Genomic DNA, 13,091 nt, shown 5'->3' on the forward strand with positions numbered 1-13,091 from the left:
TAAGGAAACCTAGCCCGCGACGGTGAGCCCGGACAGCTCGCGGACCCGCGCGAACCACGGCCACGCGCCTGCAGGACGCCGAGGGGTCAGGTGCCCACAGTAACGTGGAGTGCGTGGATGACCTGTTCAGCGCAGCAGCGGAGGACGACGCGCCCGCCCCTGGTGGAAGTTCCTCGGGGAGCGGCCCGCGCAGCCCCCTTGCCGTGCGGATGCGACCGCGCAGCCTGGACGAGGTGGTGGGGCAGCAGCACCTGCTCGGCCGGGGCTCACCTCTGCGTACTCTCGCCGGTGAGCAGGATCCCGGTGCACATGCTGCCCCCTCGTCGGTGATCCTCTGGGGTCCACCGGGGACCGGTAAGACGACGCTCGCCCACGTGATCGCACGCGGCCGGGGCCGCACGTTCGTGGAACTCTCGGCCGTCACGGCCGGGGTGAAGGACGTGCGGCGGGTGATGGACGAGGCACTGACCGCGCGCGATCTGTACCGACGGACCACGATCCTGTTCCTCGACGAGATCCACCGCTTCAACAAGGCCCAGCAGGACGCACTCCTGCCCGGCGTCGAGAACGGCTGGGTGGTGCTGATCGCCGCTACCACCGAGAACCCGTCCTTCTCCGTGGTCTCGCCCCTGCTGTCCCGCTCGCTGCTGCAGACACTGCGCCCACTCGACGAGGCCGACATCCGGGGCCTGCTCCAGCGCGCGGTCGAGGACGAGCGCGGTCTGGCCGGATCCGTCGAGGTCTCCCAGGAGGCGCTCGATCACCTCGTCCGCCTGGCGGCGGGCGACGCCCGGCGCGGGCTCACCGCTCTCGAGGCCGCGGCCGGCGTCGCCCGCTCCGAGCAGGCGACGCCGGTGGAGGGCTCAGCGGAGGGCTCGGTAGAGGGCTCAGTTGAGGGCGAGGAAGCCGAGGACGCGGACACGGAGGTGCTTCCTGCGCTCGTGACACTGGAGCACGCGGAGAAAGCCGTGGATGTAGCCGCCCTGCGGTACGACCGCGCGGGGGACCAGCACTACGACGTCGCAAGTGCCTTCATCAAGTCCCTCCGCGGATCCGACGTCGACGCCGCACTGCACTACCTCGCCAGGATGCTCGAGGCAGGGGAGGATCCGAGATTCGTCGCCCGGCGGCTGATGATCTCCGCAGCGGAGGATGTGGGGATGGCCGACCCCACTGCACTGCAGACCGCTGTCGCGGCAGCACAGGCGGTGCAGCTCGTCGGGATGCCCGAGGCCCGCCTCATCCTCGCCGAAGCCGTGGTGCACATCGCCACCGCGCCCAAGTCCAACGCCGCGTACAACGGCATCAATGCCGCCGTCGCCGACGTCAGGGCCGGCCGGGGCCAGGGCATTCCCGCGCACCTGCGGGACGCCCACTATCCGGGCGCCGCGCAGCTCGGCCACGGCAAGGGCTATACGTACTCGCACAACGAGCCACACGGGATCGCAGCCCAGCAGTACGCACCGGACGACCTCGCCGAACGCAATTACTACGAGCCGACCGACCGTGGCATGGAGCGGGACATCGCCTCGCGGCTGTCCCGGCTACGCCGCATCATCCGCGGGAAGTAGGGGCACAGGGGGTGGGTTGCGCCAGTAGCCGTCAGGGGCGCACCGGCCACATCCGTGCCGGCCGAATTCGGTTGCTCCCCACCGTGACTGCTAGCATTGGACGCTGACTGGCAAGTCGTCGTGTACCAGCCGTCTCCCCGTGGTCCGCAGCAGGATATCTGCTGTGTGCAGCGGTGGCGGCCGGGGTGGCGGACTGTAGTACCGGGAAGCGGCCAATCCCGGCTCTCCGCAAGTGGAGGCCAGCGACACCAGGAAGTGCGGATGCCCTCGCGGTCGAGTCCGTTTCTTCGCCGCAAAAACATCGAAAGGTAGACGTGGCCAACAACACACGTGCCCGTCGGAAGGTTCGCATCTCGCGGGCCCTCGGCATCGCTTTGACCCCGAAGGCAGAGAAGTACCTCGAGCGCCGGCCCTATGCGCCGGGCCAGCACGGACGTGCGCGTCGCAAGCAGGACAGCGACTACGCCGTACGGTTGCGCGAGAAGCAGCGTCTGCGCGCCCAGTACAACATCCGCGAGGCCCAGATGGCCCGTGTCTTCGAAGAGGCCCGCCGCACCGCAGGTCTGACCGGTGAGAATCTGATCGAGCTGCTCGAGATGCGCCTCGACGCCCTCGTGCTGCGTGCCGGATTCGCCCGCACCAGCGCCCAGGCCCGCCAGCTGATCGTCCACCGCCACATCATGGTCGACGGCGCCCGGGTCGATCGTCCGTCCTTCCGCGTGGCCGAGGGGCAGCTCATCCACGTCCACAGCCGCAGTGAGACCATGGTTCCGCTGCAGGTTGCCGCCGCAGGTGCGCACCGTGACGTCCTTCCCGCGGTTCCCGGCTATCTCGACGTGCAGCTCGACAAGCTCCAGGCTCGCCTCGTGCGCCGACCGAAGCGCTCCGAGGTCCCCGTGACCTGCGAAGAGCAGCTCGTCGTCGAGTACTACGCTCGCTGATCCACCGCATCCCGGTCGGCGCCTGATCAGGATCGGGGCGCCGACGACGGCATGCCGAGGAAGAGCCCGTGGCGATGCCACGGGCTCTTCCTTCTGTAAGGTACTAAGAGCAAGAATCCCCATGCCCGGCCTCGATACGAGGCCACCCCTGCGTAAAGGAGACCGCCCATGTCAGGTGGAGACATTGCGGGCCTGATAGCTGCTGGCGTGTTCGCCGTCCTGGTGCTGCTGCTCGCCGTGCCGATCTGGAAGCTCGGCCGAGTGTTCGACGAGCTGCGCAAGACCATCCGCACGGTCACGGATGAGACGACCCCGCTGATCGAGGAGGTCACGAGCACCGTGAGCACCACGCACCAGCAGCTCAAGACGGTCGACGGCATCACCACGAACGTCTCGGACGCCTCGGCCAACATCTCCGCGCTGTCATCGCTGGTCGCGGCGACGATCGGTGCGCCGCTCATCAAGGTGTCGGCGTTCTCCTACGCGGTGCGCTCCGCGTTCGCCGCCAGGACTGTTCCCACGCGTCGGCGCCGCAGCCGTTAGCCCCACTGAAACGGAGAGAACGATGATCAGAAGAGCTTTCTGGCTGGCTGCCGGGATCACCATCGGTGTCGTCGCCGTACGGAAGGTTTCCCAGGCCAAGGCCACTCTCGGTCCCCAGGGAGTGAATCGCGCCGTCGGGCAGATCAGCGACAGCATCGCCGACTTCGCCGACGCACTGCGTACAGCCATGACGCAGCGGGAGAACGACCTGCGCTCGGCCCTCGGCGTCGAGGTGCCTACCCCTGAAGCCCCTGATACCGCGGTGGTCGCAGCCGAGGCGACTGCTCCTCACCCCACCCGGCGGTCCCTGCGCTGATCACCCGCATCAACGATCGCGGTACGTCCGTCACCTCCTGCCGGAGCCTCACGGACGCGGCGCGGCAGGAGGCGCGGTCACCGCTGCCGGAACGGTCCGTCGGAAGGCCCCGGCTCGTGTGGTCCGGACCGCCGCGCCACTGTGCACCGCCCACCTCACCGAAGGATCTGCCCCATGAAGTCCCATGAGATCGCCAGTCGCTGGCTGAGCTACTTCGAGAAGAACGGGCACACCGTGGTGCCCTCCGCGTCGCTGGTGTCCTCCGACCCTTCCCTCCTGTTCACGGTCGCCGGGATGGTGCCCTTCATCCCGTATCTGACGGCGCGCGAGGAAGCTCCGTACGACAGGGCGACGAGCGTCCAGAAGTGCATCCGCACGGGAGATATCGAGGAAGTCGGCAAGACGGCACGGCACGGTACCTTCTTCCAGATGTGCGGCAATTTCTCCTTCGGCGACTACTTCAAGGCCGACGCGATCCGCATGGCCTGGGAACTGCTCACCAGCAGTCCGGCCGAGGGTGGCTTCGGTCTGCCCGCCGAGCGGCTCTGGATCACGGTCTACCACGAGGACGAGGAAGCGCTGGCCATCTGGCGTGACGGCGTCGGCGTTCCGGCGGAGCGCATCCAGAAGATGGGCAAGAAGGACAACTACTGGTCCACCGGCCAGCCAGGCCCCGCCGGACCCTGCTCCGAGATCTTCTACGACCGCGGACCCGCCTACGGAGTCGACGGTGGCCCCGAGGCCGACGACGCGCGCTACGTGGAGATCTGGAATCTCGTCTTCATGCAGTACCAGCGCGGCGAGGGCATCGGCAAGGACGACTTCGAGATCCTCGGCGAACTGCCGAAGAAGAACATCGACACGGGCCTGGGCCTGGAGCGCCTCGCGATGGTCCTGCAGGGCGTGGAGAACATGTACGAGACGGACCAGGTCCGCCCCGTGCTCGATCGCGCCGCCGCCCTCAGTGGGAAGACCTACACGAGCGCCGAGTCGGCGGAGGATCCCCACCACGCCGACGACGTACGCCTGCGGGTGGTCGCCGATCACATCAGATCCTCCCTGATGCTCATCTCCGACGGGGTGAGCCCCTCCAACGAGGGCCGCGGCTACGTGCTGCGCCGCCTCATCCGGCGGGCAGTGCGCGCGATGCGGTTGCTCGGGGTGGAGAAGGCATGCCTGCCCGAGCTGCTCCCGGCCTCGCGGGACGCGATGAAGGGGTCCTATCCGGAGGTCGAGGCGGATTTCGAGCGCATCAGCCGGATCGCCTACGCAGAGGAGAAGGCGTTCCTGCGGACCATCGCCTCCGGCACCGCACGGCTCGAGGAGGCCGTCCGCGAGTCGCTCGCCGAGAAACGCCCGCTGTCCGGTGAGGATGCGTTCAGCCTCCACGACACCTACGGTTTCCCGATCGACCTGACGCTCGAGATGGCAGAGGAAGCCGGACTCGACGTGGACGCCGAGGGTTTCCGCTCGCTGATGCTCGAACAGCGCCAGCGGGCCCAGGCCGACGCGCGCGGGAAGAAGGCCGGTCACGCCGATCTGTCCGTGTTCACCGAGCTGCTCGGACGCGGCCGGACGATCTTCACCGGATATGACGAGCTCACCTCGGAGGCGGTCGTCGTCGCCCTCCTGGACAAGGGACAGTCCATCCCGAGTGCGCTGCAGGGCGACGAGATCGAGGTGGTCCTGGACCAGACACCGTTCTACGCCGAGGCCGGTGGCCAGGCGGCCGACGTCGGACTCATCTCCGGCGACGGTTTCGTCCTCGAGGTGCTCGATGTCCAGAGTCCCCTCAAGGGGCTGAGCGTCCACCGCGCGGTCGTCCGTGAGGGCGAAGCGGTTGCCGGCGCCCGCGTCACTGCTGCCGTGGACCGTCAGCGGCGGCACGCGGGGGAGCAGGCGCACTCGGGGACGCATATCGTCCACGCCGCCCTGCACGAGATCCTCGGGCCGGAGGCGCTGCAGCGCGGCTCGTTCAACAAGGCCGGGTACCTGCGCTTCGACTTCTCCTGGGGAGAGGGCATCAGCGCCGCTGCGCGCTCGGAGATCGAGGAGGTCTCCAATATCGCCATCCGCAACAACTACGAGGTGGAGACGAAGATCATGTCGCTCGCCGAGGCAAAGGAGCTCGGCGCGACGGCGCTGTTCGGGGAGGCCTACGGCGACACCGTGCGCGTCGTCGAGATGAACGCGGACTTCTCCCGGGAGCTGTGCGGTGGCACGCATGTGGCCTCGACGTCGCTCATCGGCAGCCTGACGCTGCTCGGCGAGCAATCGGTCGGGTCGGGCAACCGGCGCGTGGAAGCCCTGGTGGGTCTCGACGCGTTCCGTCACCTGGCGGCCGAGCGTGCCCTGGTCTCGGAGCTCTCGGACATGCTCAAGGTGCCGTCCGTCCAGCTGCCCGAGCGTCTGAGCGCAACTCTGAGCAGACTCAAGAATGCCGAGAAGGAACTCGACCGGCTGCGCAAGGAACAGCTCGTCGCCGCTGCCGGGGCCCTCGTGGACACCGCGATCGACGTCGACGGGGTGCGCGTGATCGCCCACGACGCCGGCGAGATCGCAGGTGCCGACGAGCTGCGGACGCTGGTGCTGGATCTGCGCGGGCGCCTGGGGTCCGAACCCGCCGTGGTGGCAGCCACCGGCGTCTCGCAGGACCGCCCACTGGTCCTCGTGGCGACCAACGAGGGTGCCCGCAGTACCGGCATCAGGGCCGGTGCGCTGGTGCGGACGGCCGCGACGATCCTCGGCGGTGGTGGTGGCGGGAAGGACGACGTCGCCCAGGGCGGCGGCGCCGACGCCTCGCGCATCCCCGACGCCCTGGCGGCAATCCGCACGGCGGTTGCGGAACGCTGAGGTCTGCGATGACGGGACGGCCACCGACGACGGGCGACGAGAGTGCGGCTGCCTACCCCTACGGTCCGAAGCTCGGTGTCGACGTGGGGCAGGCCAGAGTGGGTGTGGCAGCCAGCGACAGGGATGCTCTGCTCGCGACTCCGGTCCGCACGCTGAAACGCGATCAGCGGCGGAACCACGACGTGCGACTGCTGGTGCGGGAGGCCGTCGAGCGTGATGCGGTGCAGATCGTCATCGGGCTGCCGAAGAATCTCAGCGGTCGCGAAGGAGCGTCCGCCGACATGGCGAGGACGTACGCCGGACTCGTCGCCGAGGAGCTCGCACGCCAGTCCCGGTCCATCCCGGTTCGCCTGGTCGACGAGCGCCTGAGCACGGTCTCGGCCCATCGCTCCCTTCACGCGGCTGGCCTCAGCAGCCGTGAGCATCGTAAGGTGGTCGATCAGGTGGCGGCCGTCGAAATACTCCAGCACGCCATCGACATGCAACGATCACGTGGTCGTGACGTGGGGGATCCGGTCCATGCACCCGAGGTCGCGGGCGTCGAGCGCCCACCGCAGAACCCGACGGAGGAGCCAGCCATGAAGAACATGTCATCGAGCAGAGAGGAAGCGGGATCGTGAGTCGCGAGACCGACGCCGCTTCCTCCACCGAGGGCGCCGACGAGGCCGGTGGCGCCACCGTGTACAGCGGCACCGACGACCAGGACGGCTGGAACGACCACCCCGAGCCGGTCGAGGAGTTCTTCACGGAGCAGGACGAGGACGGGTCCTACACGGAGGCACCGAAGGTGAAGGCCCGGCAGCGGCGCCGCCGTCGTCGCACCGTGATCGTCCTCGTGGTGTTGCTGGTCTTCGCCGGGACCGTCTACGGCGCCGCTCTGCTTCTCCGCGACCTGATCGGCTTCAACGAGGTCACCGACTACGCCGGTCCCGGCGGGGAGGAGACGGTGTTCACCGTCGAGCAGGGCGCGGGAGCGCTGGCCATCGGCAACGCGCTGGAGAGTGAGGACATCGTCGCCGACTCGGGTGTCTTCGTGACAGCCCTCAGCGAGATCTCCGAGGGCCGGGAGGTACAGCCCGGCGAGTACGAGCTGCGGGAGCAGATGTCGTCCGCGGAGGCAGCCGAGGCACTGCTCGGCGATGATCCCACGCTCGTCTCCTATGCCGCCATCGCCCGCGACCTGCGCCAGAACGAGGTCCTCGACATCCTCGCCGAGGCCACGGCCATACCGGTCGAGGAGTTCACGGCCCTGGCCGACGATCCGGCGCAGTTCGGGCTTCCCCCACAGGCCCTGTCGCTCGAGGGCTATCTCCATCCGGGGGAGTACCGCTTCGACATCGACGCGACCGCCACGGACATCCTCACCGAGATGATCACCGCCACCACCGATCGTCTGGTCGAGGACGGGGTGACGGACCCGGACGAGCAGTACCGGATCCTGACCATCGCCAGCATCGTGCAGGCCGAGGCGCAGGAGGGCGACTACGCCACCGTCGCCGGGTCGATCACCAACCGGCTGACCCCGGGGAACACCGAGACCAACGGCTACCTGCAGTCCGACGCGACGGTCGCCTATGGACTGGGTGAGCGGACCTATCAGCTCACCCCGGAGGAGAAGGCGGACAAATCCAATCCGTACAACACCTTCGCCAACCCCGGTCTCCCCGAGGGACCCATCGGCTCACCGAGTGACGAGGCCATCGACGCCGCCGTGAACCCGGCGGATGTGCCGTTCTACTTCTGGGTCACGGTGAATCTCGAGACCGGTGAGACGAAGTTCTCCGAGACGTACGCCGAGCATCTCGGGTACGTCCAGGAATACGAACAGTGGTGCTCGGAGAACGAAGGGCAGTGCGAGTAGCCCGTGCCGCCTGAGCTCGGCGCCGGGCGGTTCCGGGCCACCGTGATCGGGTCACCGATCGGGCACTCGAAATCCCCGAGACTCCACGCGGCTGCGTACCAGGCCCTTGGCATCGACTGCGCCTACAGCGCCCTCGACGTCGACGAACATCGTCTGCCCGGTTTCGTCGACGAGGTGCGTCGCAGCCCCGGATGGCGCGGGGTCTCCGTGACCATGCCGGTGAAGGCGGCCATGGCGCGGCTCGTCGACGACATCACCGATCCCGCACGCGTCCTCGAGGTGGTCAACACCGTCGTCGTCACCGGCACCGGTTCGGACCGGGTCCTCACGGGGCACAACACCGACGTCTCCGGGGTGGCCGGCGCGCTCGTCGCTGCCGGCGTACAGCGCGTGGAGCAGGCCACCGTCCTCGGCGGCGGGGCGACGGCGGCGGCAGCGATCGCGGCCCTCGCGCGGCTCGGAGCAGCGGAGTGCAGTGTGCTCGTCCGCCGCCCGGCCGCCGTGGCCGGGGAGTTGCACCGCCTCGGCGGTGAGCTCGGTGTGGAGATCGGAATCGTCCCCTGGGACGAGGGCGTCCGGTCGGTGCGTGCGGCCGACGTCCTCGTCTCGACCCTCCCGCCACGCGGGGCCGACGGACTCGCCGACCGGCTCCGGGCCGATGCGCACTTCGCCACGACCGGGAGACTGCTCGACGTCGCCTATGATCCCTGGCCCAGTGCCCTGGCCTCCCTCTGGCAGCAGCGCGGCGGCACGATGATCCCCGGACTCGACATGCTGATCCAGCAGGCGGCGGAACAGGTCCGTCTCTTCTTCCCCGAGGTCCGGCAGGATCGCGCCCAGGTCCTGGACGCGATGTATGACGCAGTGGGCGCTGCCCGGCACTGATCCGTCCGGCGCCGCATGGCAGTATGGAAGCCATGGTGCGTTGGCTGACAGCAGGAGAATCCCACGGTCCGGCCGTGGTCGGGATCATCGAGGGGATACCCGCAGGGATCGGTGTCACCAGCTCCGACATCCAGGATGCCCTGGCGCGACGCCGGCTCGGCTACGGCCGCGGCGCCCGCATGAAGTTCGAACGCGACGAGGTCCGGATCACCGGTGGTGTGCGGCACGGACTCACGCAGGGCGGCCCCGTGGCCATCGAGGTCGCGAACACCGAGTGGCCGAAATGGGACAGGATCATGTCCGCGGATCCGCTGGGGGAGGAGGACGCCGCGGACCTCGCCGCGTCCGCGCGCAATGCACCGCTGACCCGGCCGAGGCCGGGCCATGCAGATTTCACCGGGATGCAGAAGTACGGCTTCGACGAGGCGCGTCCGGTCCTGGAGCGCGCCAGTGCCCGTGAGACCGCCACCCGGGTTGCCCTCGGTACCGTCGCCGCACAGTTCCTGGCGGGACTGGGCATCCGGCTGGTCAGTCACACCGTGTCCATCGCGACCGTCTCCGTCCCCGATGACGCGACACTGCCCGGACCGGAGAATCTCATCGCGCTCGACGCCGATCCCCTGCGCTGTTTCCACCGCGACACCTCGGACGCCATGGTCGCGGAGGTCGACGCCGCGCGGAAGGACGGCGAGACACTCGGCGGCGTCGTCGAGGTCCTTGCCTACGGTCTGCCACCCGGGCTCGGCAGCTATGTCCACTGGGACAGGCGCCTGGACTCGCGTCTCGCAGCTGCCCTCATGGGAATCCAGGCCATCAAGGGCGTGGAGATCGGTGACGGCTTCGTCACAGCCGCGCGGCGGGGCACGGCGGCCCACGACGAGATCGTGCGCGACGACGACGGCAGGATCGCACGAGCCAGCAATCGGGCCGGGGGGATCGAGGGCGGCATGAGCATCGGGGAGGTCCTGCGCGTGCGCGCCGCGATGAAGCCGATCGCCACCGTCCCGAGGGCCTTGCGCACGGTGGACGTCAGGACCGGGGAAGCAGCACGGGCACACCACCAGCGGTCGGACGTCTGTGCGGTTCCGGCGGCCGGCGTGGTGGCCGAGGCGATGGTCGCCCTCGTCCTCGCGGACGCCGTCACCGAGAAGTTCGGCGGGGACAGTCTTCAGGAGACCGCCCGCAACCTGCGCACGTACCTCGAGAGCATCCCGGAGTTCCTGGGCTCCGCCGGATCCTGACGATACCGATGACCCCGTCCGACACACTCGTGCTCGTGGGACCGATGGCGGTGGGCAAGACCGCGGTCGGCAGGATGATCGCGCGGCGCACGGGCCTGGCCTTCGTCGACACCGATCGTATGATCGTCGGCCGGTACGGACCCATCGCGGGCATCTTCGAGCGGCACGGGGAGAACCACTTCCGGGAGGTGGAGTCCGACGTCGTCGAGGAGGCCGTGGCCGGAACGGGCGTCGTCTCCCTGGGCGGAGGCGCCGTCCTGCACCCGAGGACACAGGAGTTGCTGGCGCGCACCAGTGTGGTCTTCCTCGACACCGACGCGGCCACGGTGCGCCCGCGCATCAGCAGGGATACCGGCCGCCCCCTCCTGGCCGGAGACCCTGTGGCTCGGTGGCAGGAACTCTACGATCAGCGGCGGCCCCTGTATGCGCAGCTTGCCACCGTCGTCGTCGATTCCCGCGGCCTGAGCGTGCGCGGAACGGCCGATGCCGTCCTCAGGTCGTTCCCGGATCTCCCGCGCGTCCCGACACCCGAGCGGTCGCAGGCGCAGCACAGGCGTCCGCGCCCCACCCACAAGAGCAGGAAGACCTCTCATGCCGACTGATTCAGCGACGACCATCCCCGTCACGGGCGCGACCGCCGGGACCACGTACGACGTCGTGATCGGGCACGGCCTCCTCGATCGGCTCCCGGGGATTCTCGGTGAGCGGGTGCGCCGCGTCCTCGTGATCCACCCGCGCGCCCTCAGGGCCACCGGGGATGCCGTCCGCGACGAGCTCGCCGACGCCGGTTTCACGGCCGTGACGGCGGAGATCCCCGACGCCGAGGAGGCCAAACACCTCCAGGTGGCGGGCTTCTGCTGGCAGGTCCTGGGGCAGAACGACTTCACCCGGTCCGATGCCGTGGTGACGGTGGGCGGTGGCGCGGTCACCGATCTCGGCGGGTTCGTCGCCGCGACCTGGTTGCGCGGCGTGCGCGTGGTGCACCTGCCCACGAGCCTGCTCGGCATGGTCGACGCCGCGGTGGGCGGCAAGACCGGGATCAACACCGCCGAGGGCAAGAATCTCGTGGGGGCTTTCCACCCGCCGGCTGCGGTACTCGTGGATCTCGATGCGCTGGCGACGCTGCCGCAGAACGAGCTGGTGACCGGGCTGGCGGAGGTGGTCAAGTGCGGCTTCATCGCCGATCCGGTCATCCTCGATTTGATCGAGCAGGACACCGAGGCTGCGACCGACGCGACCTCACCGGTGCTGCGGGAGCTCGTGGAACGCTCCATCGCCGTGAAGGCCGACATCGTGTCCGAGGACCTGCGCGAAGCAGGGCGCCGCGAGTACCTGAACTACGGCCACACCCTGGCGCATGCCATCGAGCTGGCCGAACGGTACTCCTGGCGGCACGGCGCGGCCGTCTCCGTGGGGCTCGTCTTCGCCGCCGAGCTCTCCCGCATGGTCGGACGGCTCGGCGATGCCGAGGCGGACCGCCATCGGGGCATCCTCGACTCGCTCGGACTGCCCGTGACGTACCGGCGGGACCGCTGGGCCGCGCTGCTGGACGGCATGCGGCGCGACAAGAAGTCCCGCGGCGATCTGCTCCGGTTCGTGGTCCTGGACGGCATCGGCAGACCCGGAATGCTCGAGGTGCCCGATACCTCGCTGCTGTTCGCGGCGTATCAGGAGATCGCCTCCTGACCGTACGTCGCTCCCGTAGCGGAGTGAGCCGACGGCGCGCAGTGATTCGCGCAGGGTAGACTGATCTACGGACTTCTGGCGCGACTCCGCGTGCCCGCCGCGCCTCGGCCGGCCCATCTCCCCTGACACCGAACTCCGATGACACCGACTCTCCCCTGACACCGACGAAAGCGAAGTTGTGGCGACCACGAACGACATCAAGAACGGCACCGTGCTCAAACTCGAGGGCAACCTCTGGAACGTCCTGGAATTCCAGCACGTCAAGCCGGGCAAGGGCGGAGCCTTCGTGCGTACCAAGCTGCGCAACATCCGCTCGGGCAAGGTGGTCGACAAGACCTTCAACGCGGGGCTGAAGATCGAGACCGCCACCGTGGACCGCAGGGACTACCAGTACCTGTACAAGGACGGCGAGGACTTCGTCTTCATGGACACGACGGACTACGACCAGATCACCGTCCCGGGGACGATCGTGGGCAACGCCGAGAACTTCATGCTCGAGGGCCAGATGGCCACCGTCGCCATGCACGAGGGGTCGGCGCTCTACGTGGAGCTGCCGGCATCGGTGGTCCTGGAGATCACCTACACCGAGCCGGGGCTCCAGGGTGACCGCTCCACGGGCGGTACCAAGCCCGCCACGGTGGAGACCGGTCACGACATCCAGGTTCCGCTGTTCCTGGGCACGGGCACCAAGGTCAAGATCGACACCCGGACCGGTGAGTACCTGGGACGCGTCAACGAGTGAGTGCACGGAGCAAGGCACGACGTCGGGCCCTGGACATCCTCTTCGAGTCCACGCAGCGCGGCGCCCCGGTCTTCGAGGTCATTCGAGCCCGCCGTGAGAAGACCGACATGATCATCGCCGACTACACAGTCGACGTCGTCGAGGGTGTCCTGGAGCGCCAGGAGGAGATCGACGAGTTCCTCAGCACGTACTCCCAGGGCTGGACCCTGGACCGGATGCCGGTGGTGGATCTGATGATCCTGCGGATCGGGAGCTGGGAACTGCTCTACAACGACGACGTGCCCGACGGCGTCGCGGTGAGCGAGGCGGTGGAACTCGCGAAACTGCTCTCCACCGACGAGTCGCCGAAGTTCGTCAACGGACTCCTCGGCAGATTGCAGCAGCTCAAGCCGACGCTGCTCGCCTAGGGAGTGTCAGGCTTGATGCGGCTGTAACTTGCGGCTGCCTTTAGG

At 68.7% G+C, this 13,091-nt stretch carries 13 protein-coding genes; all 13 read left to right on the top strand.

Translation table 11 applies throughout. From position 1 onward, the window contains the following. The first annotated feature begins 113 nt into the window (after positions 1–113). Positions 114–1,571 carry a replication-associated recombination protein A gene (locus E8P82_RS06275; protein ID WP_246021017.1) on the top strand — a complete coding sequence of 486 codons (1,458 nt, stop codon included), beginning with the start codon at positions 114–116 and terminating at the stop codon, positions 1,569–1,571. 314 nt (positions 1,572–1,885) lie between these two features. Further along, complete coding sequence (gene rpsD, locus E8P82_RS06280) at positions 1,886–2,512, top strand: 30S ribosomal protein S4 (RefSeq protein ID WP_104181758.1); 627 nt, start codon at positions 1,886–1,888, stop codon at positions 2,510–2,512. Between the two features lie 168 nt (positions 2,513–2,680). After that, complete coding sequence (locus E8P82_RS06285; RefSeq protein WP_136453638.1) at positions 2,681–3,055, top strand: DUF948 domain-containing protein; 375 nt, start codon at positions 2,681–2,683, stop codon at positions 3,053–3,055. A gap of 22 nt (positions 3,056–3,077) precedes the next feature. Continuing rightward, the gene (locus tag E8P82_RS06290; protein WP_246021019.1) at positions 3,078–3,371 is read left to right on the top strand and encodes a hypothetical protein; all 294 of its coding nucleotides are present in this window, start codon (positions 3,078–3,080) and stop codon (positions 3,369–3,371) included. A gap of 174 nt (positions 3,372–3,545) precedes the next feature. Then, positions 3,546–6,224: an alanine--tRNA ligase gene (gene alaS, locus E8P82_RS06295; protein ID WP_136453639.1), complete on the top strand. Its 2,679-nt coding sequence runs from the start codon at positions 3,546–3,548 to the stop codon at positions 6,222–6,224. An 8-nt stretch (positions 6,225–6,232) separates the two neighbouring features. Continuing rightward, positions 6,233–6,844, top strand: coding sequence for a Holliday junction resolvase RuvX (ruvX, locus tag E8P82_RS06300; RefSeq protein ID WP_136453640.1), 612 nt, complete (start codon positions 6,233–6,235; stop codon positions 6,842–6,844). Continuing rightward, positions 6,841–8,085 (top strand): endolytic transglycosylase MltG, encoded by a 1,245-nt coding sequence (gene mltG / locus E8P82_RS06305; RefSeq protein WP_246021022.1) that lies wholly within the window; start codon positions 6,841–6,843, stop codon positions 8,083–8,085. The genes ruvX and mltG overlap by 4 nt, the downstream gene beginning before the upstream one ends. Positions 8,086–8,088: 3 nt before the next feature. Next, on the top strand, positions 8,089–8,970 hold the full coding sequence (locus E8P82_RS06310) for a shikimate dehydrogenase (protein ID WP_136453641.1): 882 nt from the start codon (positions 8,089–8,091) through the stop codon (positions 8,968–8,970). A gap of 32 nt (positions 8,971–9,002) precedes the next feature. Continuing rightward, positions 9,003–10,211, top strand: a complete 1,209-nt coding sequence (aroC, locus tag E8P82_RS06315; protein ID WP_136453642.1) for a chorismate synthase — start codon at positions 9,003–9,005, stop codon at positions 10,209–10,211. 8 nt (positions 10,212–10,219) lie between these two features. Further along, positions 10,220–10,813 carry a shikimate kinase gene (locus tag E8P82_RS06320; protein WP_136453643.1) on the top strand — a complete coding sequence of 198 codons (594 nt, stop codon included), beginning with the start codon at positions 10,220–10,222 and terminating at the stop codon, positions 10,811–10,813. Continuing rightward, positions 10,803–11,897, top strand: a complete 1,095-nt coding sequence (gene aroB / locus E8P82_RS06325) for a 3-dehydroquinate synthase (RefSeq protein WP_136453644.1) — start codon at positions 10,803–10,805, stop codon at positions 11,895–11,897. The genes E8P82_RS06320 and aroB overlap by 11 nt, the downstream gene beginning before the upstream one ends. 178 nt (positions 11,898–12,075) lie before the next feature. Beyond that, positions 12,076–12,639, top strand: a complete 564-nt coding sequence (gene efp, locus E8P82_RS06330) for an elongation factor P (RefSeq protein WP_136453645.1) — start codon at positions 12,076–12,078, stop codon at positions 12,637–12,639. After that, the gene (gene nusB, locus E8P82_RS06335; RefSeq protein ID WP_136453646.1) at positions 12,636–13,046 is read left to right on the top strand and encodes a transcription antitermination factor NusB; all 411 of its coding nucleotides are present in this window, start codon (positions 12,636–12,638) and stop codon (positions 13,044–13,046) included. Before efp ends, nusB begins: the two co-directional genes overlap by 4 nt. The last annotated feature ends 45 nt before the right edge of the window (positions 13,047–13,091 follow it).

The organism is Arthrobacter echini, from assembly GCF_004803505.1.
Classification (GTDB): domain Bacteria; phylum Actinomycetota; class Actinomycetes; order Actinomycetales; family Micrococcaceae; genus Arthrobacter_D; species Arthrobacter_D echini.

What these genes read in the sequence shown, in the direction of transcription:
- E8P82_RS06320 (WP_136453643.1), top strand. Translation starts at nt 10,220, where the DNA reads ATGACCCCGTCCGACACACTCGTGCTCGTGGGACCGATGGCGGTGGGC.
- aroC (WP_136453642.1), top strand. Translation starts at nt 9,003, where the DNA reads ATGGTGCGTTGGCTGACAGCAGGAGAATCCCACGGTCCGGCCGTGGTC.
- aroB (WP_136453644.1), top strand. Translation starts at nt 10,803, where the DNA reads ATGCCGACTGATTCAGCGACGACCATCCCCGTCACGGGCGCGACCGCC.
- alaS (WP_136453639.1), top strand. Translation starts at nt 3,546, where the DNA reads ATGAAGTCCCATGAGATCGCCAGTCGCTGGCTGAGCTACTTCGAGAAG.
- ruvX (WP_136453640.1), top strand. Translation starts at nt 6,233, where the DNA reads ATGACGGGACGGCCACCGACGACGGGCGACGAGAGTGCGGCTGCCTAC.
- E8P82_RS06285 (WP_136453638.1), top strand. Translation starts at nt 2,681, where the DNA reads ATGTCAGGTGGAGACATTGCGGGCCTGATAGCTGCTGGCGTGTTCGCC.
- E8P82_RS06290 (WP_246021019.1), top strand. Translation starts at nt 3,078, where the DNA reads ATGATCAGAAGAGCTTTCTGGCTGGCTGCCGGGATCACCATCGGTGTC.